This window comes from Pseudomonas wayambapalatensis (assembly GCF_049942315.1).
GTDB lineage: Bacteria > Pseudomonadota > Gammaproteobacteria > Pseudomonadales > Pseudomonadaceae > Aquipseudomonas > Aquipseudomonas wayambapalatensis.
Window position 1 is genome coordinate 1 of record NZ_JBNFMU010000075.1, and the last position, 23,468, is coordinate 23,468.

22 protein-coding genes and 1 tRNA gene are annotated in these 23,468 nt (G+C 62.4%); 10 read left to right on the top strand and 13 right to left on the bottom strand.

The features are described 5' to 3' along the window. Nucleotides 1-162 precede the first annotated feature (162 nt). Entirely contained in the window at nucleotides 163-2,388 is a 2,226-nt protein-coding gene (locus ACPZMI_RS02775; protein ID WP_186669839.1) for an NADP-dependent isocitrate dehydrogenase, read from the bottom strand. 453 nt (nucleotides 2,389-2,841) lie between these two features. Here ACPZMI_RS02775 and icd point away from each other — a divergent pair, with 453 nt between their 5' ends. Next, nucleotides 2,842-4,098, top strand: coding sequence for an NADP-dependent isocitrate dehydrogenase (gene icd, locus ACPZMI_RS02780; RefSeq protein ID WP_186669838.1), 1,257 nt, complete (start codon nucleotides 2,842-2,844; stop codon nucleotides 4,096-4,098). 73 nt (nucleotides 4,099-4,171) lie between these two features. Here icd and cspD read toward each other — a convergent pair whose 3' ends face one another. Further along, nucleotides 4,172-4,420 (bottom strand): cold shock domain-containing protein CspD, encoded by a 249-nt coding sequence (gene cspD, locus ACPZMI_RS02785; RefSeq protein ID WP_186669837.1) that lies wholly within the window; start codon nucleotides 4,418-4,420, stop codon nucleotides 4,172-4,174. Nucleotides 4,421-4,648: 228 nt separating this feature from the next. Here cspD and clpS point away from each other — a divergent pair, with 228 nt between their 5' ends. Then, entirely contained in the window at nucleotides 4,649-5,011 is a 363-nt protein-coding gene (gene clpS / locus ACPZMI_RS02790; RefSeq protein ID WP_054892333.1) for an ATP-dependent Clp protease adapter ClpS, read from the top strand. A 30-nt stretch (nucleotides 5,012-5,041) separates the two neighbouring features. After that, entirely contained in the window at nucleotides 5,042-7,312 is a 2,271-nt protein-coding gene (gene clpA, locus ACPZMI_RS02795) for an ATP-dependent Clp protease ATP-binding subunit ClpA (protein ID WP_186669836.1), read from the top strand. Between the two features lie 222 nt (nucleotides 7,313-7,534). On the opposite strand, the gene infA is transcribed toward clpA, so the two are convergent. The 3 genes from infA to aat all read right to left on the bottom strand — a co-directional run bounded on the left by infA (nucleotide 7,535) and on the right by aat (nucleotide 9,299). After that, complete coding sequence (gene infA / locus ACPZMI_RS02800; protein WP_002553999.1) at nucleotides 7,535-7,753, bottom strand: translation initiation factor IF-1; 219 nt, start codon at nucleotides 7,751-7,753, stop codon at nucleotides 7,535-7,537. A gap of 102 nt (nucleotides 7,754-7,855) precedes the next feature. After that, the gene (locus tag ACPZMI_RS02805; protein ID WP_186669834.1) at nucleotides 7,856-8,563 is read right to left on the bottom strand and encodes an arginyltransferase; all 708 of its coding nucleotides are present in this window, start codon (nucleotides 8,561-8,563) and stop codon (nucleotides 7,856-7,858) included. Between the two features lie 55 nt (nucleotides 8,564-8,618). Next, the gene (aat, locus tag ACPZMI_RS02810; RefSeq protein ID WP_186669832.1) at nucleotides 8,619-9,299 is read right to left on the bottom strand and encodes a leucyl/phenylalanyl-tRNA--protein transferase; all 681 of its coding nucleotides are present in this window, start codon (nucleotides 9,297-9,299) and stop codon (nucleotides 8,619-8,621) included. Nucleotides 9,300-9,707: 408 nt separating this feature from the next. On the opposite strand from aat, the gene ftsK reads away from it, so the two are divergent. The 6 genes from ftsK (at nucleotide 9,708) to cysG (ending at nucleotide 17,220) form a co-directional block, all read left to right on the top strand. Next, nucleotides 9,708-12,122, top strand: coding sequence for a DNA translocase FtsK (ftsK, locus tag ACPZMI_RS02815; protein WP_186669830.1), 2,415 nt, complete (start codon nucleotides 9,708-9,710; stop codon nucleotides 12,120-12,122). Between the two features lie 62 nt (nucleotides 12,123-12,184). Then, nucleotides 12,185-12,808 (top strand): outer membrane lipoprotein periplasmic chaperone LolA, encoded by a 624-nt coding sequence (lolA, locus tag ACPZMI_RS02820; RefSeq protein WP_065864365.1) that lies wholly within the window; start codon nucleotides 12,185-12,187, stop codon nucleotides 12,806-12,808. 11 nt (nucleotides 12,809-12,819) lie between these two features. Then, nucleotides 12,820-14,145: a replication-associated recombination protein A gene (locus tag ACPZMI_RS02825; RefSeq protein ID WP_054892327.1), complete on the top strand. Its 1,326-nt coding sequence runs from the start codon at nucleotides 12,820-12,822 to the stop codon at nucleotides 14,143-14,145. After that, the gene (crcB, locus tag ACPZMI_RS02830; protein WP_054892326.1) at nucleotides 14,142-14,516 is read left to right on the top strand and encodes a fluoride efflux transporter CrcB; all 375 of its coding nucleotides are present in this window, start codon (nucleotides 14,142-14,144) and stop codon (nucleotides 14,514-14,516) included. The genes ACPZMI_RS02825 and crcB overlap by 4 nt, the downstream gene beginning before the upstream one ends. A gap of 31 nt (nucleotides 14,517-14,547) precedes the next feature. Next, on the top strand, nucleotides 14,548-15,828 hold the full coding sequence (serS, locus tag ACPZMI_RS02835; RefSeq protein ID WP_186669828.1) for a serine--tRNA ligase: 1,281 nt from the start codon (nucleotides 14,548-14,550) through the stop codon (nucleotides 15,826-15,828). Further along, nucleotides 15,829-17,220, top strand: coding sequence for a siroheme synthase CysG (gene cysG / locus ACPZMI_RS02840; RefSeq protein ID WP_186669827.1), 1,392 nt, complete (start codon nucleotides 15,829-15,831; stop codon nucleotides 17,218-17,220). It abuts the gene before it with no gap. A gap of 119 nt (nucleotides 17,221-17,339) precedes the next feature. Here the strand turns inward: cysG and ACPZMI_RS02845 are convergent, their stop codons facing one another. The 8 genes from ACPZMI_RS02845 to ACPZMI_RS02880 all read right to left on the bottom strand — a co-directional run bounded on the left by ACPZMI_RS02845 (nucleotide 17,340) and on the right by ACPZMI_RS02880 (nucleotide 23,108). Then, nucleotides 17,340-18,299, bottom strand: a complete 960-nt coding sequence (locus ACPZMI_RS02845; RefSeq protein WP_426351627.1) for a glutathione S-transferase family protein — start codon at nucleotides 18,297-18,299, stop codon at nucleotides 17,340-17,342. 98 nt (nucleotides 18,300-18,397) lie between these two features. After that, nucleotides 18,398-19,396 carry a glycosyl transferase family protein gene (locus tag ACPZMI_RS02850; protein ID WP_426351628.1) on the bottom strand — a complete coding sequence of 333 codons (999 nt, stop codon included), beginning with the start codon at nucleotides 19,394-19,396 and terminating at the stop codon, nucleotides 18,398-18,400. An 8-nt stretch (nucleotides 19,397-19,404) separates the two neighbouring features. Beyond that, complete coding sequence (locus ACPZMI_RS02855) at nucleotides 19,405-19,740, bottom strand: TusE/DsrC/DsvC family sulfur relay protein (RefSeq protein ID WP_186669824.1); 336 nt, start codon at nucleotides 19,738-19,740, stop codon at nucleotides 19,405-19,407. After that, the gene (gene tusB, locus ACPZMI_RS02860; protein ID WP_186708653.1) at nucleotides 19,737-20,033 is read right to left on the bottom strand and encodes a sulfurtransferase complex subunit TusB; all 297 of its coding nucleotides are present in this window, start codon (nucleotides 20,031-20,033) and stop codon (nucleotides 19,737-19,739) included. The genes ACPZMI_RS02855 and tusB overlap by 4 nt, the downstream gene beginning before the upstream one ends. Beyond that, the gene (tusC, locus tag ACPZMI_RS02865) at nucleotides 20,033-20,392 is read right to left on the bottom strand and encodes a sulfurtransferase complex subunit TusC (RefSeq protein ID WP_186669822.1); all 360 of its coding nucleotides are present in this window, start codon (nucleotides 20,390-20,392) and stop codon (nucleotides 20,033-20,035) included. Before tusC ends, tusB begins: the two co-directional genes overlap by 1 nt. Nucleotide 20,393: 1 nt before the next feature. Then, nucleotides 20,394-20,786 carry a sulfurtransferase complex subunit TusD gene (gene tusD / locus ACPZMI_RS02870; RefSeq protein ID WP_426351629.1) on the bottom strand — a complete coding sequence of 131 codons (393 nt, stop codon included), beginning with the start codon at nucleotides 20,784-20,786 and terminating at the stop codon, nucleotides 20,394-20,396. 86 nt (nucleotides 20,787-20,872) lie between these two features. Then, complete coding sequence (locus ACPZMI_RS02875) at nucleotides 20,873-22,252, bottom strand: nucleobase:cation symporter-2 family protein (RefSeq protein WP_426351630.1); 1,380 nt, start codon at nucleotides 22,250-22,252, stop codon at nucleotides 20,873-20,875. Between the two features lie 184 nt (nucleotides 22,253-22,436). Beyond that, a complete protein-coding gene (locus ACPZMI_RS02880; protein WP_054892316.1) occupies nucleotides 22,437-23,108 on the bottom strand; it encodes a Bax inhibitor-1/YccA family protein in 672 nt (223 codons plus the stop codon). A gap of 124 nt (nucleotides 23,109-23,232) precedes the next feature. Here ACPZMI_RS02880 and ACPZMI_RS02885 point away from each other — a divergent pair. Beyond that, nucleotides 23,233-23,320, top strand: a tRNA-Ser gene (locus ACPZMI_RS02885). The last annotated feature ends 148 nt before the right edge of the window (nucleotides 23,321-23,468 follow it).

Here is a 23,468-nt window from a genome sequence, read left to right on the forward strand (position 1 = left end):
TTCGCGGGCAAGCCCGCTCCCACAAGAGAAGTGCTGCCTGTGAGACCTGCACTGCACCTGTGGGAGCGGGCTTGCCCGCGAAGGGCTGCGCAGCAGCCCCAATCCCAGAAAGCACAAACCCCGGTGCGTGGCCGGGGTTTGTGCTGTTACTTCAAGCGAACCTTACAGGGCGGCGATGGCGCTGTTCAGGGTCTGGCTTGGGCGCATCACCTTGGCGGTCAGCTCGGCATCGGGGGCGTAGTAGCCACCGATGTCGGCCGGCTTGCCCTGGACGGCGTTGAGCTCGGCGACGATGGTCGCTTCGTTCTCGGTCAGGGTCTTGGCCAGTGGGGCGAAGCGTGCCTGCAGGGCAGCGTCGTCGCTCTGGGCAGCCAGGGCCTGGGCCCAGTAAAGGGTCAGGTAGAAGTGGCTGCCGCGGTTGTCGATACCGCCGACCTTGCGCGAAGGCGACTTGTTGGTGTCGAGGAACTTGCCGGTGGCCTGGTCCAGGGTGTTGGCCAGGACCTTGGCGCGTGGGTTGTCGTAGGTGTTGCCCAAGTGCTCGAGCGAGGCGGCCAGGGCCAGGAATTCACCCAGCGAGTCCCAACGCAGGAAGTTCTCTTCGACCAACTGTTGCACGTGCTTGGGTGCCGAACCGCCGGCGCCGGTCTCGAACAGGCCACCGCCGTTCATCAGCGGCACGATCGACAGCATCTTGGCGCTGGTGCCCAGTTCCATGATCGGGAACAGGTCGGTGAGGTAGTCGCGCAGCACGTTGCCGGTCACCGAGATGGTGTCCTTGCCTTCGCGGATGCGAGCCAGGGAGAACTTGATGGCGTCGACCGGGGCCAGGACGCGGATGTCCAGGCCAGTGGTGTCGTGGTCCTTCAGGTACTTCTGGACCTTCTCGATCATCACACCGTCGTGGGCACGAGCCGGGTCCAGCCAGAACACCGCCGGGGTGTTGCTCAGGCGGGCGCGGTTGACAGCCAGTTTCACCCAATCCTGGATCGGTGCGTCCTTGGTCTGGCACATGCGGAAGATGTCACCGGCTTCGACGCTCTGTTCCAGAACGACGTTGCCCTTGCCATCGACCACGCGCACGACGCCGTCGGCCTTGATCTGGAAGGTCTTGTCGTGGGAGCCGTACTCTTCGGCTTTCTGCGCCATCAGGCCAACGTTCGGCACGCTGCCCATGGTGGTCGGATCGAAGGCGCCGTTCTTCTTGCAGTCTTCGATGGTGGCCTGGTAGATGCCGGCGTAGCAGCGGTCCGGGATGATCGCCTTGGCATCTTGCAGCTCGCCTGCGGTGTTCCACATCTTGCCCGAGTCGCGGATCATCGCTGGCATCGAGGCGTCGACGATGACGTCGCTCGGTACGTGCAGGTTGGTGATGCCCTTGTCGGAGTTGACCATGGCCAGGGCTGGACGCTCGGCGTACAGGGCCTGGATGTCGGCTTCGATCTCGGCCTGCTTGTCGGCTGGCAGGTCCTTGATGCGGGCATACAGGTCGCCGATGCCGTTGTTGGCGTTGAAGCCCACTTCAGCCAGCGCAGCCGCGTGCTTGGTCAGCACGTCGTTGTAGAACTCTTCGACGATGACGCCGAACATGATCGGGTCGGAAACCTTCATCATGGTGGCTTTCAGGTGCACCGACAGCAGTACGCCAGAAGCCTTGGCATCGGCGATCTGCTCGGCGATGAAGGCTTTCAGGGCCTTGCGGCTCAGGGTGGCGCAGTCGATGACTTCGGCGGCCTTGACGGCGGTTTTCTCTTTCAGGACGGTGGTGGAACCGTCCTTGGCGACCAGTTCGATGCGCAGGCTGTCGTCAGCCTCGATCAGTGCGGCTTTCTCGCTGCCGTAGAAGTCGCCCTGGGTCATATGGGCAACGTGCGACTTGGAGTCGGCGGCCCAGGCACCCATCTTGTGCGGGTGCTTGCGTGCGTAGTTCTTGACCGACAGCGGTGCACGACGGTCGGAGTTGCCTTCGCGCAGTACCGGGTTCACGGCGCTGCCCTTGATGCGGTCGTAGCGCGCGCGGGACTCTTTCTCTTCTGCGGTGGCCGGCTCGTCGGCGTAGTCGGGGATGTTGAAGCCCTTGGCCTGCAGTTCCTTGATCGCCGCCTTCAGCTGTGGAACCGAAGCGGAGATGTTCGGCAGCTTGATGATGTTGGCTTCAGGGGTAGTGGCCAGCTGACCCAGTTCCGCCAGGTGATCGCCTACCTGCTTCTCTGCGCCCAGTTGCTCCGGGAACGCCGCGAGGATACGGCCAGCCAGGGAAATGTCGCGGGTTTCGACAGCGATGTCAGCCGAAGCGGTGAAGGCTTCGATGATCGGCAGCAGCGAGTAGGTGGCGAGGGCGGGGGCTTCGTCGGTGAAGGTGTAGATGATCTTGGAACGGGTGGGCATGCGGGTTAACTCTCTATGTGCTGAGCGTACTCGAGTCTCGAGGTGCGCAGGGTAGGCGCTTCGCCCTGGCGACGCCATGAGCGGATGGTCGAGAGGCTGCGAGCGGTGATGGTGGATGCATCAGTCGAGCGTCAAATGCTGGGATGCGGTAACAGCCCAGGCTTTCTGGCCTTTCCTGGCCGAGGGCGAGCCGCATTTTCCAAGGGTTCGCCCCGATGACCCTGCGGTCAGGGCCGGAGTATATCAAACCCTTTGGGCTAATCAGCAAGGCGAAGTGATATCGACGCCTTTATAAGACCAAAGATGTACGGGCAATGTGGCGTAGTGACGCACCATCGGTGGCGCATTCTTCGCGGGCAAGCCCGCTCCTACAGCTTGCAGGTCGGCGGATGTGGTTTAGGCTGATTGGATCGCATGATGTCCAACCACACCCGACAGCGGAGTAGTGCAAGCATGGGATACCAGAAAATCAAGGTTCCGACGGATGGCGCCAAGATCACCGTCAATGCAGACCATTCGCTCAACGTTCCCGATAACCCGATCATCCCCTACATCGAGGGCGACGGCATCGGTGTCGATGTCTCTCCGGTCATGATCAAGGTGGTGGATGCCGCCGTGCAGAAGGCCTATGGCGGCAAGCGCAAGATCGCCTGGATGGAGGTGTACGCCGGCGAGAAGGCCACTCAGGTCTATGACCAGGATACCTGGCTGCCCCAGGAAACCCTCGATGCGGTGCGCGACTACGTGGTGTCGATCAAGGGGCCACTGACCACGCCGGTTGGCGGCGGTATCCGCTCGCTGAACGTCGCCCTGCGCCAGCAGCTCGACCTGTACGTCTGCCTGCGCCCGGTGCTGTGGTTCCAGGGCGTGCCCAGCCCGGTGAAGAAGCCTGGCGATGTCGACATGGTGATCTTTCGCGAGAACTCCGAGGATATCTACGCCGGTATCGAGTGGAAGGCCGGCTCGCCGGAGGCGAACAAGGTGATCAAGTTCCTGAAGGAGGAAATGGGCGTCACCAAGATCCGTTTCGACCAGGACTGCGGCATCGGGGTCAAGCCGGTCTCCCGCGAAGGCACCAAGCGCCTGGTGCGCAAGGCCCTGCAGTACGTGGTGGACAACGATCGCGAGTCGCTGACCCTGGTGCACAAGGGCAACATCATGAAATTCACCGAGGGTGCGTTCAAGGACTGGGGCTACGAAGTGGCGAAGGACGAGTTCGGCGCCGAGCTGCTCGATGGCGGCCCGTGGATGAAGTTCCGCAATCCGAAGACGGGGCGCGAGGTCATCGTCAAGGACGCCATTGCCGATGCCATGCTCCAGCAGATCCTGCTGCGCCCGGCCGAGTATGACGTGATCGCCACGCTCAACCTCAATGGCGACTACCTGTCCGACGCGCTGGCGGCGGAGGTGGGCGGCATCGGCATTGCGCCGGGTGCGAACCTTTCCGATACCGTGGCGATGTTCGAGGCGACCCACGGGACGGCGCCCAAGTATGCCGGTCAGGACAAGGTCAATCCGGGGTCGGTGATCCTGTCTGCCGAAATGATGCTGCGGCACATGGGCTGGACCGAAGCGGCCGACCTGATCATCAAGGGCACCAACGGCGCAATCGCCGCCAAGACCGTGACCTACGACTTCGAGCGCCTGATGGACGGCGCCAGGCTGGTGAGCAGCTCGGGTTTCGGTGATGAGATGATCAAGCACATGTGAGGTAACAAAAAAACCGGCCGCTCCTTGTATAAAGAAGCGGCCGGTTTTTTCGTATACGGCAGAAGGTAAGGGGTCAGGCCTCGGCTGTCCGGCTCGCTTGAGGGCTGTCAGCTGTGGCGCCGGCGTTTTTGATATTGACCGCGTGCAGTCCCTTGGGGCCTTGGACGATGTCGAAGGATACGCTCTGGCCGGCCTTCAATGTCTTGTAGCCGTCCATCTGGATCGCCGAGTAGTGGGCGAACAGATCGTCTGTCTTGCCCTCTTCGTTGATGAACCCATAGCCCTTGGCATTGTTGAACCACTTGACTTTACCGCTTGCCATCCCTATGTCCCTCTGCAAAGGACTCCATCACTGGAGTATCATCCACTTCATCCGCATACGAACCGTGCGAAAAATCTGGTTGACTGCGCGGATCTTTATAGACCACGGTGGGTTCTTATTGGTTGTAACACCGTTTTGCCGATAGTCAAGGTCATGCGGCGGCCGCTCCTGCGGTGACTGCGCGGTCAATCCATTACCCTAACCTGTCGATATGATGAAATTCTTTCCATGCATGCACTCAGGCAGATTCGACTAACATTCAATCAGGATCATCCGAAGTCCGATGAGGACGACGGTGCAGGTCTGGCAGTGCAGGAAGCCAAGCCGATCCTGCAGGCGCCACCGATGTACAAGGTGGTTTTGTTCAACGATGACTACACACCGATGGATTTCGTCGTCGAAGTGCTCGAGACGTTCTTCAGTCTGAACCGCGAGCTGGCGACCAAGATCATGCTGACCGTCCATACCGAAGGGCGGGCAGTGTGCGGATTGTTTACCCGGGACATCGCCGAGACCAAGGCCATGCAGGTCAATCAATACGCAAGAGAAAGCCAGCATCCGCTACTCTGTGAAATCGAGAAGGACGGTTAATCGCCGACCACTTGGGTATGAGGTGAAGCTATGTTAAACCGCGAGCTCGAAGTCACCCTCAATCTGGCCTTCAAGGAGGCCCGTTCGAAGCGTCATGAATTCATGACCGTCGAACACCTGTTGCTGGCACTCCTTGACAATGAGGCCGCCGCGACCGTTCTGCGCGCCTGTGGCGCCAATCTCGACAAGCTCAAGCATGACCTGCAGGAGTTCATCGATTCGACCACGCCACTGATTCCCGTCCACGACGAGGACCGCGAAACCCAGCCTACGCTCGGTTTCCAGCGTGTGCTGCAGCGCGCCGTTTTCCACGTGCAAAGCTCCGGCAAGCGTGAAGTGACCGGCGCCAATGTGCTGGTGGCGATCTTCAGCGAACAGGAAAGCCAGGCCGTGTTCCTGCTCAAGCAGCAGAGCGTGGCGCGCATCGATGTGGTCAACTACATCGCCCATGGCATCTCCAAGGTGCCGGGGCACGGTCCGCATACCGACAGCGACCAGGAAATGCAGGATGAGGAAGGGGGCGAGGCGTCCTCGTCCAGCAACCCGCTGGACGCCTATGCCAGCAACCTCAATGAACTGGCCCGTGCCGGTCGTATCGATCCGTTGGTGGGGCGTGAGCAGGAGGTCGAGCGCGTCGCGCAGATCCTGGCCCGCCGTCGCAAGAACAACCCGCTGCTGGTCGGTGAGGCGGGTGTCGGCAAGACTGCCATCGCCGAAGGCCTGGCCAAGCGCATCGTCGATGGCCAGGTGCCCGACCTGTTGGCACAGAGCGTTGTCTACTCGCTCGACCTGGGTGCGCTGCTGGCCGGCACCAAGTATCGCGGCGATTTCGAGAAGCGCTTCAAGGCGCTGCTGGGTGAGCTGCGCAAGCGGCCGCAGGCGATCCTGTTCATCGACGAGATTCACACCATCATTGGTGCCGGCGCGGCATCCGGTGGGGTGATGGATGCGTCCAACCTGCTCAAGCCGTTGCTGTCCTCCGGAGATATCCGCTGCATCGGTTCGACCACCTTCCAGGAGTTCCGTGGCATCTTCGAGAAGGACCGTGCCCTGGCGCGGCGTTTCCAGAAGGTCGATGTCAGCGAGCCGTCGGTGGAAGATACCGTGGGTATCCTGCGCGGCCTGAAGGGGCGTTTCGAAAGCCACCACAACATCGAGTACAGCGATGAGGCCCTGCGTGCAGCTGCGGAGTTGGCTGCCCGCTACATCAACGATCGGCACATGCCGGACAAAGCCATCGACGTGATCGACGAGGCGGGTGCCTATCAGCGCCTGCAGCCGGAAGCCAGCCGGGTCAAGCGCATCGAGGTGCCGCAGGTCGAGGACATCGTCGCCAAGATCGCGCGGATTCCGCCGAAGCACGTCACCAGTTCCGACAAGGAGCTGCTGCGCAACCTGGAGCGTGACCTCAAGCTGACCGTGTTCGGCCAGGATGCGGCGATCGACTCGCTGTCCACCGCCATCAAACTGTCGCGTGCAGGCCTGAAGGCACCGGACAAGCCAGTTGGTTCGTTCCTGTTCGCAGGGCCTACCGGTGTCGGCAAGACCGAGGCAGCGCGTCAGTTGGCCAAGGCGCTTGGGGTCGAGCTTGTGCGCTTCGACATGTCCGAGTATATGGAGCGCCACACCGTGTCGCGACTGATCGGCGCGCCGCCCGGCTATGTCGGTTTCGACCAGGGCGGTCTGCTGACCGAGGCGATCACCAAGCAACCACACTGCGTGCTGCTGCTCGATGAAATCGAGAAGGCCCACCCTGAAGTCTTCAACCTGCTGCTGCAGGTGATGGACCACGGTACGCTGACCGACAACAACGGGCGCAAGGCAGACTTCCGCAATGTGATCCTGATCATGACCACCAACGCGGGTGCCGAAACCGCGGCGCGAGCCTCGATCGGCTTCACCCAGCAGGACCACACGTCCGATGCCATGGAAGTCATCCGCAAGAGCTTCACGCCGGAGTTCCGCAACCGCCTGGACACTATCATCCAGTTCGGCCGCCTGAGCCACGAGACGATCAAGAGTATCGTCGACAAGTTCCTCATCGAACTGCAGGCTCAGCTGGAAGACAAGCGCGTGTTGCTGGAGGTCAGTGACGAGGCGCGCGGCTGGCTGGCCGTCAAGGGCTACGACGTGCAGATGGGGGCGCGACCGATGGCGCGACTCATCCAGGACAAGATCAAGCGGCCTCTGGCCGAAGAGATCCTGTTCGGCGAGTTGTCCGAGCACGGTGGCGTGGTGCATGTCGAGTTGCGTGACGGTGAACTGGTCTTCGACTTCGAGACCACGGCCGAGGTTGCGTGACAGCTGTGCCTGCGCAGGCAGCTGCCTTGTTCAAAATTCAAAGGCTGGCCCAATCCCTGTGGGAGCGGGCTTGTCCCGCGAACACGGGCGTAGCCCGTGCCAGGCAGCTCGGTGTCTTTTTCGCAGGCGGGCACGCTCCTGCAGCACTGTGAAGCCGCTCCTTGCGATTGCGCAGATACAAAAAAGCCCGGCACATTGGCCGGGCTTTTTCATGGCTGGAGCTTAGCGCGCACGGTAAGTGATGCGGCCCTTGCTCAGGTCGTACGGCGTCAGTTCGACGCGGACCTTGTCGCCAGTGAGAATACGGATGTAGTTCTTGCGCATCTTGCCGGAGATGTGCGCGGTAACGACGTGCCCGTTTTCCAACTCCACGCGGAACATGGTGTTGGGCAGGGTGTCGACGACAGTGCCTTCCATTTCGAAGCTGTCTTCTTTCGACATGCAGTAAAGCCCTCGGTATCCAGAGATGGCCCGACGCACGACTGCACCGGGCAAAAAAGTGGCGTGGATTATGCCCGAAAACTGTGTTTCAAGCCAATGCTTTCAGTTGAGGCTGACCCAACGCTGGTTGATCAGCAATTCGATGGGGCGATACTGGGTCTTGTAGTTCATCTTCTTGCAGTTCTTGATCCAGTAGCCCAGGTAGACCGCCTCGAGATTCTGCCGCAGTGCCTCGGTGATTTGCCAGAGAATGGCAAAGCGCCCCAGGCTGCGACGTTCTTCATCGGGCTCGTAGAAGGTGTAGACCGCCGAAAGGCCGTTAGGCAGCAGGTCGCACACGGCGATCGCCAGCAGGCGGCCTTCGAGGCGGAACTCGTAGAACCAGCAGAATGGCAGGTCGCGCACCAGAAAGGTGGAGAACTGGTCGCGGCTGGGCGGGTACATGTCGCCATCCGAGTGGCGCTGTTCGATGTAGCGTCGATACAGGTCGAAGTACTCTTCCTTGAACGCCGGGCGCGCAGCAGTGACGGTGAGGTCGGCGTTGCGCTTGAGGATGCGCCGCTGCTGGCGGTTGGGGATGAAGCGTGCTGCAGGGATGCGAGCCGGTACGCAGGCATTGCAATTCTGGCAGTGCGGGCGGTAGAGATGATCGCCGCTGCGACGAAAACCCATTTCCGAAAGGTCGGCGTACACATGTACGTCCATCGGCTGGCTAGGGTCCAGGAACAGCGTGGTCGCCTGCTCCTCCGGCAGATAGCTGCAGGAGTGAGGTTGAGTGGCATAGAACTTCAACCGCGCCAACTCTGTCATGATTGACCCCTCGGCAAGACGTTGTCTTAAGTGTATGCCAGCAATGGGAACTCGCCTAGCGAACCCAGGTTGCCTTGCAGGGCTGGTCGAGGTGGCGCGCGAGGTAGCGGGCGAACTCGGCGCGGCTGATGGCGCGAGCGCCGAGGCTGTGCAGATGGTTGGTCGGCATCTGGCAGTCGATCAGGGCAAAGCCAGCCTGGCGCAGGTGCTCGACCAGGGTGGCGAAGCCGACCTTCGAAGCGTTGTCGGCGCGACTGAACATGGACTCTCCGAAGAACAGCTGGCCCATGGCCAGGCCATACAGGCCGCCGACCAGCTCGCCATCCTGGCGCACCTCCACCGAATGGGCGATGCCGCGTCGATGCAATTCACAGTAGGCGGCCCGCATGCTGTCGGTAATCCAGGTGCCGTCAGCATAGTCGCGGGGTGCGGCGCAAGCGGCGATGACCCGTTCGAAGTCGCTGTCGAAAGTGACCTGGTAGCGGCCCTGGCGTATGAGCTTGGCCAGTGAGCGCGAAACGTGCAGTTCGTCCGGGAACAGCACGGTGCGCGGATCCGGTGACCACCAGAGGATGGGCTGGCCGTCCTGATACCAGGGGAAGCAGCCATGGCGATAGGCCTGGACCAGGCGCTCGGGCGTCAGGTCGCCACCGGCGGCGAGCAGGCCGTTGGGCTCGTGCAGGGCTTTTTCCAGGGGCGGGAAGGTCAGCGAGTCGCGGGTCAGCCAGGTGAGCATGGTCTTTCGGCGGTGGGGGAGGGAGCGGGCAGCATGGCGGCTGCAAGAAGTGTGGTCAACGTCTGGTCTTGTGCTGCCTGGGGGAGGTTGCCGGCGGCCAGGGTTGGTCCCTGCCCGTCATGCGTGGTTTTGGCGCAGCGTTTGAGGTGGTTTCCTACGCATTAGTGAGCCATCCGGCACCAACCCGGACATTTGCTGTCATACCTGTGCAAAAATACAGCATAAGCCTTTGTCACAGAACAAAATGCATGCTCAAATTGCACCCATGGAAATCGGCCCTCTGTTCATGTGCCATGCGGCGTGCCGCCATGGCGGCGGGCGGGCAGTAATGATAAAAGTAGTGGTTCGTCGGCCAGTCATCGGCTCGATCACTATTTAACGCGCAGCGAGCGCAGGAATAGACGCGTTTTGAAGAAATCCACCGCAACCCCGACCCCTTTGCCCGTGCCGTTGTGGCGCCAGCAGTTGCATTACCGCCTCAAGGAGGGCGCGCTGATCGCCGTCGGTGCCCTGTGCCTGTACCTGTGGATGGCGCTGCTGACCTACGACACCTCCGATCCGAGCTTCAGCCACACCAGCAACGTCGACCAGGTGCAGAATGCTGCCGGTCGCGCCGGTGCCTTCTTCGCCGACATCCTGTTCATGGTGCTCGGCTACTTCGCCTACATTTTCCCGTTGCTGCTGGCAATCAAGACCTGGCAGATCTTTCGCGAGCGCCACCAGCCCTGGCAGTGGAGCGGCTGGTTGTTCTCCTGGCGCCTGATCGGCCTGGTATTCCTGGTGTTGTCGGGCGCGGCGCTGGCGCATATCCATTTCCACCCTCCCGCGAGCATGCCGTTCTCCGCTGGCGGCGCCCTGGGTGAAAGCCTGGGCGACCTGGCGCGCAACCTGCTGAACGTGCAGGGCAGCACGCTGATGTTCATCGCCCTGTTCCTGTTCGGCCTGACCGTGTTCACCGACCTTTCGTGGTTCAAGGTCATGGACCTCACCGGCAAGATCACCCTCGACCTGTTCGAACTGGTGCAAGGTGCGGCCAACCGCTGGTGGGAGGCGCGCAACGAGCGCAAACGCCTGGTGGCGCAACTGCGCGAGGTGGACGACCAGGTCGATGAAGTGGTCGCCCCTGTGGTTACGGACAAGCGCGAGCAGGTCAAGGCCCGCGAGCGCATCATCGAGCGCGACGAGGCCCTGACCAAGCATGTGGCCCAGCGCGAGCAACAGCCGGCGCCAGTGATCAATATCCCGGCCCCGGTCAAGGCGCCCGAACCGAGCAAGCGGGTGATGAAGGAGAAGCAGGCACCGTTGTTCGTCGACAGCGCCGTGGAAGGCACGCTGCCGTCGATCTCCATCCTCGACCCGGCCGAGCAGAAGAAAATCGAGTATTCGCCCGAGTCGCTGGCCGGCGTCGGTCATCTGCTGGAAATCAAGCTGAAGGAGTTCGGTGTCGAGGTGTCGGTGGACTCCATCCATCCGGGCCCGGTGATTACTCGTTATGAAATCCAGCCGGCTGCAGGTGTCAAGGTCAGCCGCATCGCCAACCTGGCGAAGGACCTGGCGCGTTCGCTGGCAGTGACCAGCGTGCGGGTGGTCGAGGTGATTCCCGGCAAGACAACCGTGGGCATCGAGATTCCCAACGAGAACCGTCAGATGGTGAGGTTCTCCGAGGTCCTGTCCTCGTCTCAATACGACGAAGCCAAGTCGCCGGTAGCCCTGGCGCTGGGGCATGACATCGGCGGCAAGCCCGTGATCACCGATCTGGCCAAGATGCCGCACTTACTGGTGGCCGGTACTACCGGTTCCGGTAAATCGGTGGGTGTGAACGCGATGATCCTGTCGATCCTGTTCAAGTCCGGCCCCGAAGATGCGCGGCTGATCATGATCGACCCGAAGATGCTCGAACTGTCGATCTACGAAGGCATTCCGCACCTGCTGTGCCCGGTGGTCACCGACATGAAGGACGCCGCCAACGCCCTGCGCTGGAGCGTCGCCGAGATGGAGCGCCGCTACAAGCTGATGGCCGCCATGGGCGTGCGTAACCTGGCGGGCTTCAACCGCAAGATCAAGGATGCCCAGGAAGCGGGCGAGGTTATCCACGATCCGCTGTACCGCCGCGAGAGCATGGAAGACGAGCCGCCGACGCTGAAAACCCTGCCGACCATCGTGGTCATCGTCGACGAGTTCGCCGACATGATGATGATCGTCGGCAAGAAGGTCGAAGAGCTGATCGCCCGAATCGCCCAGAAGGCGCGGGCGGCGGGTATTCACCTGATTCTCGCTACCCAGCGTCCATCGGTCGATGTGATCACCGGTCTGATCAAGGCCAACATTCCTACCCGCATGGCGTTCCAGGTGTCGAGCAAGATCGACTCGCGGACCATCATCGACCAGGGCGGTGCCGAACAGTTGCTCGGCCACGGTGACATGCTCTACATGCCACCGGGTACCAGCCTGCCGATCCGGGTCCATGGTGCGTTCGTATCCGACGATGAAGTGCACCGTGTGGTCGAAGCCTGGAAGCTGCGGGGGGCGCCGGACTACAACGACGACATCCTCAACGGCGTCGAAGAGGCTGGCAGCGGCTTCGAAGGTGGTGGCGGCGGTGGCGATGGCGACGATGCGGAAACCGACGCCCTGTACGACGAAGCAGTGCAGTTCGTGCTTGAAAGCCGTCGTGCATCGATTTCAGCGGTACAGCGCAAGCTCAAGATCGGCTACAACCGTGCCGCGCGGATGATCGAGGCGATGGAGATGGCCGGTGTGGTCACTCCGATGAACAGCAACGGCTCGCGGGAAGTGATTGCCCCAGGTGGCCCGCGCGATTGATGATCACTTTGTCGGGCGCCAACGACGGCGTCCGGCCTATTCACTGCTCAATGAGGATTCCCATGCGCGCGATTCGCATGCTGTTGGTTTCTGCCCTGACCCTGGGCTCGGTTACCGCTTATGCCGGTGAGCAAGATGTACAGCGCCTGACCCAGTTGCTGGAAAAGTCCCAGACCATCGAGGCCAACTTCTCTCAGTTGACTCTGGATGCCAGCGGCACCAGCTTGCAGGAAACGACCGGCAAGATGACGGTCAAGCGCCCGGGGCTGTTCTACTGGCACACCGATGCACCGCAAGAGCAGGTGGTGGTGTCCGATGGCCAGAAAGTCACCCTGTGGGACCCGGACCTGGAACAGGCCACGGTGAAGAAGCTTGATGTGCGTTTGAGCCAGACCCCGGCGTTGCTGCTGTCCGGCGATGTCTCCAAGATCAGCCAGAGCTTCGACATCGCGTCGAAGGAGCAGGGCGAGGTCATGGACTTCACCCTCAAGCCCAAGACCAAGGACACGCTGTTCGACTCCCTGCGCATCTCGTTCCGCAAAGGGCTGATCAATGACATGCAACTGATCGACAGCGTCGGTCAGCGCACCAACATCCTGTTCAACGGGGTCAAGGCCAACCAGGCTGTCCCGGCGAGCACGTTCCAGTTCAAGATCCCGGAAGGCGCCGACGTCATCCAGGAGTAACGCGAGGCATCATGGACCTGTTTCGAAGCGAACCCGTTGCCCAGCCTCTGGCTGCTCGCCTGCGTCCGTCCAACCTGGATGAGTACGTGGGCCAGGAGCACTTGCTGGCGCGTGGCAAGCCGCTGCGTGAAGCGCTGGAGCAGGGTGCGCTGCACTCGATGATCTTCTGGGGGCCGCCGGGAGTTGGCAAAACCACGCTGGCCCGGCTGCTTGCGCAGTTTTGCGATGCGCATTTCGAGACGGTCTCGGCGGTGCTGGCGGGGGTCAAGGAAATCCGCCAGGCCGTCGAGGTGGCCAAGCAGCAGGCCGGCCAGTATGGCCGGCGCACCATCCTGTTCGTCGACGAAGTGCACCGCTTCAACAAGTCCCAGCAGGACGCCTTTCTACCCTACGTCGAAGACGGCACCTTGCTTTTCATCGGCGCCACCACTGAAAACCCCTCGTTCGAGCTGAACAACGCCTTGCTGTCACGGGCTCGGGTCTATGTACTCAAGAGCCTGGACGAAGCGGCCCTGCGCAAGTTGGTCAACCGTGCGCTGACCGAAGAGCGTGGGCTGGGCAAGCGCAACCTGCGGGTCGGCGATGAGGCGTTCAAGATGCTCATGGCCGCTGCCGATGGCGATGGTCGGCGCATGCTCAACTTCCTCGAGAACGCTTCCGACCTTGCCGAGGATGGCAGCGAAATCGACGTGCAGATGCTGCAAAGCCTGCTTGGCGACAGCCGCCGCCGCTTCGACAAGGGCGGCGAGGCGTTCTATGACCAGATATCGGCGCTGCACAAGTCGGTGCGCGGCTCCAACCCCGACGGCGCGCTGTATTGGTTCGCGCGCATGCTCGACGGCGGTTGCGATCCTTTGTACATCGCCCGCCGCGTGGTGCGCATGGCCAGCGAGGACATCGGCAACGCCGACCCCCGCGCACTGAGCCTGTGCCTGGCGGCCTGGGATGTCCAGGAGCGCCTGGGCAGCCCCGAGGGCGAGCTGGCAGTGGCGCAGGCCATCACCTACCTGGCCTGCGCACCCAAGAGCAACGCTGTCTACATGGGCTTCAAGACCGCCCTGCGCGAGGCCGCCGAGCACGGCTCGCTCGAAGTGCCACTGCACCTGCGCAACGCACCGACCAAGCTGATGAAGCAACTGGGCTATGGCGACGAATACCGCTACGCCCACGATGAGCCAGACGCCTACGCTGCGGGCGAAGACTATTTCCCCGACGAACTCGAGCCACGCCCCTATTACCAGCCAGTGCCACGAGGCCTGGAATTGAAGATTGGCGAGAAACTGCGCCACCTTGCCGAGCTGGACCGCAACAGCCCTCGTCAACGGAGAAAAACGTGATTGCTCTGATCGCCTCGGTGAGCGCCGCCGGTATTGCTGGCACCTTGCTTCGCTTTGCTGCGGGCAACTGGGTCAATGCCCACTGGCCACGACACTTCTATCTCGCTACGCTTGCGGTCAATCTGGTGGGCTGCCTGATCATCGGTGTGCTGTACGGCCTGTTTCTCAACAAGCCCGGCGTGCCGATCGAGGTGCGTGCGGGGCTGATCGTCGGCTTCGTCGGCGGGCTGACCACCTTTTCGTCCTTTTCACTGGATACCGTGCGCCTGCTCGAAAGCGGACAGGCGCCCCTGGCCTTCGGCTATGCCGCCGCCAGCGTGCTGGGCGGGCTGCTCGCCACCTGGGCCGGCCTGGCCCTGACCCGAATCTGAACCAACACCTAAAACACAACGAGAGAACGATATGCTCGATTCCAAACTGTTACGCGGCCAACTTCAGGAAGTGGCGGATCGCCTGGCCTCCCGTGGCTTCAGCCTGGATGTCGCGCGCATCGAATCACTGGAAGAGCGCCGCAAGTCGGTGCAGACCCGCACCGAGCAGCTGCAGGCCGAGCGTAATGCCCGTTCCAAATCCATCGGCCAGGCCAAGGCCAAGGGCGAAGACATCGCCCCGCTGATGGCGGATGTCGAGCGCATGGCCAACGAGCTTGCAGCCGGCAAGACCGAGCTGGACGAGATCCAGGCCGAGCTCGACGGCATCCTGCTGACCATCCCCAACCTGCCGGACGCCAGCGTGCCGGTCGGCGCCAGCGAAGACGACAATGTCGAAGTGCGCCGCTGGGGCACGCCGCAGGCCTTCGACTTCGAGATCAAGGATCACGTTGCCCTGGGTGAAGTCAGTGGTGGCCTGGACTTCGAGGCTGCGGCCAAGCTGTCCGGCGCTCGCTTTGCCGTGCTGCGTGGGCCGATTGCCCGCCTGCACCGCGCCCTGGCGCAGTTCATGATCAACCTGCACACCGGCGAGCACGGCTACGAGGAGCACTACACCCCTTACCTGGTACAGGCCCCGGCCCTGCAGGGCACTGGCCAGTTGCCGAAATTCGAGGAAGACCTGTTCAAGATCACTCGCGAAGGCGAGGCCGACTTCTACCTGATCCCGACCGCCGAAGTGTCGCTGACCAACCTGGTAGCGGGCGAGATCCTCGACGCCAAGCAGCTGCCGCTGAAACTGGTGGCCCACACCCCGTGCTTCCGCAGCGAAGCGGGCGCATCGGGTCGTGACACCCGCGGCATGATCCGCCAGCACCAGTTCGACAAGGTCGAGATGGTCCAGGTGGTGGAGCCGTCCAAGTCCATGGAAGCCCTTGAAGGCCTGACCGCCAACGCCGAGCGCGTGCTGCAGTTGCTGGAGCTGCCATACCGCGTGCTGGCCCTGTGCACCGGCGACATGGGCTTCGGCGCCGTGAAGACCTACGACCTGGAAGTGTGGGTGCCGAGCCAGGGCAAGTACCGCGAAATCAGCTCCTGCTCCAACTGCGGCGACTTCCAGGCCCGCCGCATGCAGGCCCGCTGGCGCAACCCGGAAACCGGCAAGCCGGAGCTGGTGCACACGCTCAACGGCTCCGGCCTTGCAGTGGGCCGCACGCTGGTTGCGGTGCTGGAGAACTACCAGCAGGCCGATGGTTCGATTCGTGTGCCCGAGGTGCTCAAGCCCTACATGGGCGGCGTCGAGGTTATCCGCTAAATGAAGTACCTGCCGCTGTTCCATAAGCTGCAGGGCGGCCGGGTACTGGTCGTCGGCGGCGGTGAGATCGCCCTGCGCAAGGCGCGCCTGTTGGCGGATGCCGGCGGCGTGCTGCGGGTGGTCGCGCCGGAAGTCGACGGCCAGCTGGCCGCGCTGGCCAGGGAAGGCAGCGGAGAGGTGCTGGTGCGCGGCTATCAGGTCGCTGACCTGGAGGGTTGCCGTCTGGTGATCGCCGCCACTGATGACCCGGGGCTCAACGCACAGGTATCGGCGGACGCACAGGCGCGCAACCTACCGGTCAACGTGGTGGATGCACCGGCCCTGTGCACGGTGATCTTCCCTGCCATCGTCGATCGCTCGCCGTTGGTGGTGGCGGTTTCCAGTGGCGGCGATGCGCCGGTGCTGGCACGTTTGATCCGGGCCAAGCTCGAGACCTGGATTCCGTCCACCTACGGCGAGTTGGCAGGCCTGGCCGCGCGTTTTCGTGACAAGGTCAAGGCGCTGTACCCGGACGTCAACCAGCGTCGCGGCTTCTGGGAGACTGTGTTCCAGGGGCCGATCGCCGAGCGGCAGTTGGCCGGGCAGGGCGCCGAAGCCGAGCGGCTGTTGCAGGCCATGGTCGATGGCGCGCCTGTACAGCAGGGTGGCGAGGTCTATCTGGTCGGTGCCGGCCCTGGTGATCCCGACTTGCTGACCTTCCGTGCCCTGCGCCTGATGCAGCAGGCCGACGTGGTGCTTTACGACCGTCTGGTGGCCCCGGCCATCATCGAGATGTGTCGGCGTGATGCCGAGCGCATCTATGTCGGCAAGCGCCGCGCTGACCATGCTGTGCCCCAGGACCAGATCAACCGCCTGTTGGTCGATCTGGCCCGCCAGGGGAAGCGGGTGTTGCGCCTGAAGGGCGGCGATCCGTTCATCTTCGGCCGTGGCGGCGAGGAGATCGAGGAACTGGCCGACGAGGGCATCCCCTTCCAGGTCGTGCCGGGTATCACGGCGGCCAGCGGCTGTTCGGCCTACGGCGGTATTCCACTGACTCACCGCGACTACGCCCAGTCGGTGCGCTTCGTCACGGGCCATCTCAAAGACGGCACCAGCAACCTGCCCTGGAATGACCTGGTGGCGCCAGCCCAGACACTGGTGTTCTACATGGGCCTGGTAGGCTTGCCGACCATCTGCGCCGAGTTGATCCGTCATGGCCGTGCGGCAAGCACGCCGGCAGCGCTGGTGCAGCAGGGCACGACCCGCAATCAGCGCGTGTTCACCGGGACCCTGGCAGACCTGCCGGACCTGGTGGCCCGGCATGAAGTGCATGCGCCGACCTTGGTGATCGTTGGGGAAGTGGTGCAGTTGCGTGACAAGCTGGCCTGGTTCGAAGGGGCGCAGAACAGCTGATCACTGGGGCCACTTCGTGACCCATTTGCGGGCAAGCCCGCTCTTACAGGTACGGCGCCGCTTTAAACCTGTGGGGGCGGGCTTGCCCGCGAATGGGCTGCAAAGCAGCCCCAATGATTTCAACCCTGCCATATGCCCTTGCCCGCCAACCGCTCACGATCATGGGGCAATGTGAAGTCTTGCAGTGGCCCCTTGGGTACGATGCCGTTCGGGTTGATAGTCTTGTGGCTCATGTAGTAGTGCTTCTGGATATGTTCCATATCCACCGTCTGCGCCACCCCTGGCCACTGATAAAGCTCGCGTAGCCAGTTGGAGAGGTTCGGGTAGTCCGCCAGCCGCCGCAGGTTGCACTTGAAGTGCCCGTGATACACCGCGTCGAAGCGCACCAGCGTGGTGAACAGCCTTACATCCGCCTCGGTCAGGTATTCGCCGGCCAGGTAGCGCTGGCTGTCGAGCAGCGCTTCCAGGTGATCCAGCTCGTTGAACACCTCATCGAACGCTGCCTCGTACGCCTCCTGGGTCGTGGCGAAGCCTGCGCGATACACGCCGTTGTTCACCGCCGGGTAAATACGTTCGTTGAGCGCATCGATGGTGCTGCGCAATGGCTCGGGGTAGAGGTCCAGGCAATTGCCGGTCAACTCGTCGAACGCGCTGTTGAAGATGCGGATGATTTCCGCTGACTCGTTGTTGACGATGCGCTGCTCTTGCTTGTCCCACAGGACCGGTACGGTCACTCGGCCCGTGTAGTGCGGATCATCCACGGTGTAGCGTTGATGCAGGTACTGTAGGGCGTCGAGATGATCGCCGGTCGAGCCCTGTGCGATGTCGAAGGTCCAGCCGTGCTCGCCCATCAGCCAGCTCACCACAGATACGTCGATCAGTGGCTCCAGGCCCTTGAGTGCTCGGAAGATCAGGGTGCGGTGCGCCCATGGGCAGGCCAGCGAAACATACAAGTGGTAACGGCCTGCTTCGGCCGCAGGCAGCGCATTGCGGCGCTGGGCGTTTTCGCGGCGGAAGGCGCCATCCTTGCTGTTCTGGTACCACTGGTCATGCCAGCGGCCGTCGATCAAAAGGCCCATGTGGAGCTCCAATTACCAAATAGTCTGTCGTTGGAGCTCAGTCTAGGGCATACCGTTCGAATAAATAGCGCAAATATCGCCAGTTATTGATCGACTGGTTAGATGTTTCGGTTTGACCAGAACGTGCGCGCGGTGTCGAACGCCTGTTCGCGATCATGGCCCAGACCGCGCAGCGCCAGGGCCATGGTCGCGACGACCGCCAGCTCGCCATAGCTGTCCTGCACCGCGCCGTGCCATACCGCCAACAGATGCTCGGGCTCAAGCTTTGCTGGCTTGACGTGGCGTTGTGCACTCAGCGCGGGCCATTCTTCGTCCCAGGCCTCGCTGCCGGTGGTGCCGTACAAGTGGCTGATGACATCCGGATTGACTTCGATCTCGCCGCCATCACCTTTGATCACCAGGGCGTGATCGCCGAGCAGGCGACTGGCCTCGCGGTGCACGGCCTGGTAGCCCGGGTGGAAGATGCTTTGCAGGCCGCAGCGCGCGCCGAGCGGGTTGAGTACGCGGGCCAGGGAGTGGATCGGCGAGCGCAGGCCCAGGGTGTTGCGCAGGTCGATCATCCGCTGCAATTGCGGCGCCCAGTCCTGCAACGGGAAGAAGGCCAGGCGCTGCTGGTCCAGGCTATCGGCCACCGCCTGCCAGTCACGGCACAAGGGGATGTCCAACAGGGCGAGCAACTGCTCGGTGTACAGGCGCCCAGCCGTGTGGGCGCCGCCGCCGTGCATGAGAATGCGAATGCCGCTGTTGGCCAGGCACTTGGCAGCCAGCAGGTACCAGGGCAGGTGGCGCTTCTTGCCGGCGTAGCTTGGCCAGTCGAGATCCACAGCGATCGATGGGGCTTGCAGGTGGGTGCGCAGGGCCTCGGTGAAACCTGCCAGCTCCTCGGCACTTTCCTCCTTGTGTCGCAGCAGCATCAGAAAGGCGCCCAGTTGGGTGTCTTCGACCTTTCCTTCGAGCAGCAGTGTCATCGCTGCGCGCGCTTCCTCGCGGGTCAAGCCCCGTGCTCCGCGCTTGCCCTTGCCGAGAATGCGCACGAACTCGGCGAAGGGGTGTTCGGCCGGGGTTTCCAGGGTCAGGGGGCTCGGGCTGTCGGTCATCGGCTCGGTCATATGCAGTTGGTCGGCTTGGGCAGGCCCGCCAGCTTGGCGGCCAGTTTGGCGGGGGTGCCATTGAACAGACGGTTCAGGTGCGGGCTGTTGCCCTTGTCCGGGCCCAGCTTCAGGGCGGTGTACTTGATCAGCGGACGGGTCGCTGGCGAAAGCTGGTATTCGTCGTAGAACTGGCGCAGCAATTCGAGGACTTCCCAGTGGTCCGGGGTCAGTGCGATCGCTTCACGGGCGGCCAGGGCTTGGGCGACCTCGTGGGACCAGTCCTGCAGGTCGACCAGGAAGCCGTCCTTGTCCAGGGCAATCGAGCGATTGCCGACAATCAGGTCGCTCATAGCCAGGTATTGACCTTGTCGTAGTGCAGCGAAAGCGCGACGAAGGCGGGATAGTCCACGGCCTTTGCCAACTCGCCGGGGATTGCGCGGGCCTGCAGGTCTTCTTCGAGGGCGAACAGGCGTTGCTCCAGGCCAGCAGCCTGCAATACACGGTAAGGCTCGCTGCCGGGCTTGAGGGCGTAGGTCGCATCGCCGCACAGCAGCAGCGCGTCCTGGTTGTCCAGCAAACGCAAGCAACTGGTCAAGCGGTTGTCGCCGAAGGGCGAATGGCTGATTACATGCAGGGTCGTCATCAGAGGGTCACCACCTGGTCGAAACGGGCGATCAGTGCACGCAGTGCTGCATCGTCGAGGACCTGTACCGGCAGCTCTAGCGTGCTGCCGTCCAGTCCGCGTTGCTGGAGGCTGTGCGCGCAGGCGAACAGCTCCTCGACCCCGAACATCGGGAGCGCCTGCAGGTTGGCGGCAAGGTTCTTCTGCTGCAGCAGGGCCGGTTGCTGGCCGCTGGCGAGTTGGAAGACACCGTCATCGAGAAACAGCATGCCCAGCGGTAGGTCGAAGGCGCCACCGGCAAGCGCGATATCCAGCGCTTCGCGGGCGGATGGCCCATTCCAGGGTGCCTGGCGGCTGATGATCAACAAAGAGCTGGCCATTTCAATCGCCTCCGAAGCAGACCAGACGGTCTGCCACTTGCGCAGCTTCGTGCAGTTGCCCAAGACCAGACAGCTCCCACGGCTTGGGCAGGTTCACGGCAGGGCGCTGGTAGCGATTGGCTTCGACCTCGTCGAGCACGCCCCGGCGCAATGCTGCGGCGATGCAGACCACCGCATCGAGTTGATGGTGGCTGACGAAGCTGCGCCATTGCGCCGCCACATCCTGTTCATCCTGAGGCGCGACGACGTTGGCCGAGGCGCTGTGCACCCCGTCCTGGTAGAAGAACAGTCGAGTAATCTCGTGTCCGCCGGCCAGGGCCGCCTCGGCGAAGCGCAGCGCGCGGCGCGAGGAGGGCGCATGGGCCGGAGAAAACACCGCGATGGCGAATTTCATGGAAGGCTCGTGTAAAGAAGTGCCGTCATGATAAAGCAAAAAGCCCGCACCTGTAGGCGCGGGCTTTTGTCTGCCTGCAAAGATGGTCAGGCGCGTTCCCGGCTCTCTGGCAGGAACCAGTTCAGCACCAGGGCACAGATACCGCCGGTGGCAACACCAGACTCCAGTACGTTACGCAGCGCCGCAGGCATGTGCGCCAGGAACTCCGGCACCTGCGCCACGCCCAGCCCCAGGGCCAGCGACACGGCGATGATCAGCAACGCCCGACGATCCAGGCGGGTGCTGGCCAGGATATTGATCCCTGATGCCGCCACCGCACCGAACATCACCATCGCCGCACCACCCAGTACAGGCTCCGGCACGGCCTGGATCACCCCGGCCACGCTCGGGAACAGCCCCAGCAGTACCAGCATGAGCGCGATCCAGACACCGATATGACGGCTGGCGATACCCGTCAGCTGGATCACCCCGTTGTTCTGCGCAAAGATCGAGCTGGGGAAGGTGTTGAACAGGCCCGCCAGCAGCGAGTTCGCCCCATTGACCAGCACCCCGCCCTTGATGCGTTGCATCCACACCGGCCCCTCGACCGGCTGACGCGACACTTTGCTGGTGGCTGTCACATCGCCGATGGCTTCCAGCGAGGTCACCAGGTAGATCACCAGCATCGGAATGAACAGCGCCCAGGAGAAGCCCAGGCCGAAGTGCAGCGGTACCGGCACCTGGAACAGCGCGGCCTCGTGCATGCCAGTAAAGTCCAGACGCCCCAGGTAGCCTGCCAGCGCATAGCCCACCGCCAGCGCGATGACGATGGCGCAGCTGCGCATCCACACCACCGGAATCCGGTTGAGGATCACGATGATCGCCAGCACCACGCCTGACAGCAGCAGGTTCTCGCCATTGGCGAAGGTGCCGTTGCCCATGGCCGCAAAGCCGCCACCCATGCTGATCAGGCCAACTTTGATCAAGGTGAGGCCGATCATCAGCACCACGATGCCTGTCACCAGCGGGGTGATCAGACGCTTGATGAATGGCAGGATGCGCGAAACGCCCATCTCCACGAACGAGCCGGCGATCACGACCCCAAAGATTGCCGCCATCACGCCTTCGACCGGCGTACCCTGCTTGACCATCAGCGCACCACCGGCAATCAGTGGTCCGACGAAGTTGAAGCTGGTGCCCTGGACGATCAGCAACCCTGCGCCGAATGGCCCGAAGCGCTTGCACTGGACGAAGGTTGCGATGCCCGAGATCACCAACGACATCGACACGATCAGGTTGGTGTCCCGCGGCGAAACGCCCAGCGCCTGGCAGATCAGCAGGCCAGGCGTGACTATTGGCACGATGATCGCCAGCAAGTGCTGCAGTGCCGCCAGCAGACCGATCAGTGGCCGCGGCTTGTCCTCGAGGCCAAGGACCAGTTCGTTGGCAGGCGCCGTCGCGCCCGGCTCGTGTTCGAGTGAACTCATGGGAAACCGCCCCGAAGAAAAAAGGAGCGCATTCTACGGGGCCCGACGGCGAAGGGGTAGAGGTACGTCTTGACTGGGCTGCTCTCTGCTTCTTCGTGGCGGGGAGGGGCGTGCACCCCAAAAGCATCCACGCACAAAAAAGCCCGCCGAAGCGGGCTTTCCTGAATCGTCCAATCGCTAACGATCAGTCGTCACGACCCATGATGCCGAACAGTTGCAGCAGGCTGACGAACAGGTTGTAGATCGATACATACAGGCTGATGGTCGCCATGATGTAGTTGCGCTCGCCGCCATGGATGATGGCGCTGGTCTGGAACAGGATGCAGACCGACGAGAACAGCACGAAGCCAGCACTGATCGCCAGTTGCAGGCCGCTGATCTGGAAGAAGAAGCTCGCGACCACGGCACCCAGCAACACGAAGAAGCCCGCGGTGATGAAGCCGCTGAGGAAGCTCATGTCGCGGCGGGTGATCAGCACGTAGGCCGACAGGCCACCGAATACCAGTGCGGTCATGGCGAAGGCCGAGCTGACCACTTCAGCGCCACCGGCCATGCCGAGGTAGCGGTTGAGGATCGGGCCGAGGATGAAGCCCATGAAGCCGGTGAGGGCGAAGGTAGAAACCAGGCCCCAGACCGAATCACGCAGCTTGGCGGTGAGGAAGAACAGCCCGTAGAAGCCGATCAGCACCACGAAGATGTTCGGGTAGCCGACGCGCATCTGTTGAGCGACGAAAGCCATCACGCCGCTGAAGGCAAGCGTGAGCGCCAGCAGGCTGTACGTGTTGCGCAGGACCTTGCTGACCTCCTGCTGCTCGACCTGCTGGCCGTGTTGTACGGCGTAATCCTGTTCGCGCATGGCGACACTCCTGTGGGTTTGAAACGTTCAGATGCAAAGATCATAACAGAGCCTCTGCAACGGGTGACAGAGAGAGTTTGACAGCGTGTTTCATTACGGTATGATTGCCGCCGCAAAACAAGCTGGAAGCGTGGCCGAGTGGTTTAAGGCAACGGTCTTGAAAACCGTCGATGGGCAACTATCCTAGAGTTCGAATCTCTACGCTTCCGCCATATTCAAAGCCCTGATTATTCAGGGCTTTTTGCGTTATTAGGGTATTGAAAAATTTCCGAAGCGCTTCCGCCCCGTTAGTTGTTCGGCAGGTTTGTAGTGGTCAACTCATCCCGGACACGGTTTTGAGTTTTTCTTCAGCTTTCGCCG

Bases quoted from the DNA above. Each gene is read 5' to 3' on its own strand.
- ACPZMI_RS02775 (WP_186669839.1), bottom strand. From the start codon at position 2,388: ATGCCCACCCGTTCCAAGATCATCTACACCTTCACCGACGAAGCCCCC.
- icd (WP_186669838.1), top strand. From the start codon at position 2,842: ATGGGATACCAGAAAATCAAGGTTCCGACGGATGGCGCCAAGATCACC.
- cspD (WP_186669837.1), bottom strand. From the start codon at position 4,420: ATGGCAAGCGGTAAAGTCAAGTGGTTCAACAATGCCAAGGGCTATGGG.
- clpS (WP_054892333.1), top strand. From the start codon at position 4,649: ATGCATGCACTCAGGCAGATTCGACTAACATTCAATCAGGATCATCCG.
- clpA (WP_186669836.1), top strand. From the start codon at position 5,042: ATGTTAAACCGCGAGCTCGAAGTCACCCTCAATCTGGCCTTCAAGGAG.
- infA (WP_002553999.1), bottom strand. From the start codon at position 7,753: ATGTCGAAAGAAGACAGCTTCGAAATGGAAGGCACTGTCGTCGACACC.
- ACPZMI_RS02805 (WP_186669834.1), bottom strand. From the start codon at position 8,563: ATGACAGAGTTGGCGCGGTTGAAGTTCTATGCCACTCAACCTCACTCC.
- aat (WP_186669832.1), bottom strand. From the start codon at position 9,299: ATGCTCACCTGGCTGACCCGCGACTCGCTGACCTTCCCGCCCCTGGAA.
- lolA (WP_065864365.1), top strand. From the start codon at position 12,185: ATGCGCGCGATTCGCATGCTGTTGGTTTCTGCCCTGACCCTGGGCTCG.
- ACPZMI_RS02825 (WP_054892327.1), top strand. From the start codon at position 12,820: ATGGACCTGTTTCGAAGCGAACCCGTTGCCCAGCCTCTGGCTGCTCGC.
- serS (WP_186669828.1), top strand. From the start codon at position 14,548: ATGCTCGATTCCAAACTGTTACGCGGCCAACTTCAGGAAGTGGCGGAT.
- cysG (WP_186669827.1), top strand. From the start codon at position 15,829: ATGAAGTACCTGCCGCTGTTCCATAAGCTGCAGGGCGGCCGGGTACTG.
- ACPZMI_RS02845 (WP_426351627.1), bottom strand. From the start codon at position 18,299: ATGGGCCTTTTGATCGACGGCCGCTGGCATGACCAGTGGTACCAGAAC.
- ACPZMI_RS02850 (WP_426351628.1), bottom strand. From the start codon at position 19,396: ATGACCGACAGCCCGAGCCCCCTGACCCTGGAAACCCCGGCCGAACAC.
- ACPZMI_RS02855 (WP_186669824.1), bottom strand. From the start codon at position 19,740: ATGAGCGACCTGATTGTCGGCAATCGCTCGATTGCCCTGGACAAGGAC.
- tusB (WP_186708653.1), bottom strand. From the start codon at position 20,033: ATGACGACCCTGCATGTAATCAGCCATTCGCCCTTCGGCGACAACCGC.
- tusC (WP_186669822.1), bottom strand. From the start codon at position 20,392: ATGGCCAGCTCTTTGTTGATCATCAGCCGCCAGGCACCCTGGAATGGG.
- tusD (WP_426351629.1), bottom strand. From the start codon at position 20,786: ATGAAATTCGCCATCGCGGTGTTTTCTCCGGCCCATGCGCCCTCCTCG.
- ACPZMI_RS02875 (WP_426351630.1), bottom strand. From the start codon at position 22,252: ATGAGTTCACTCGAACACGAGCCGGGCGCGACGGCGCCTGCCAACGAA.
- ACPZMI_RS02880 (WP_054892316.1), bottom strand. From the start codon at position 23,108: ATGCGCGAACAGGATTACGCCGTACAACACGGCCAGCAGGTCGAGCAG.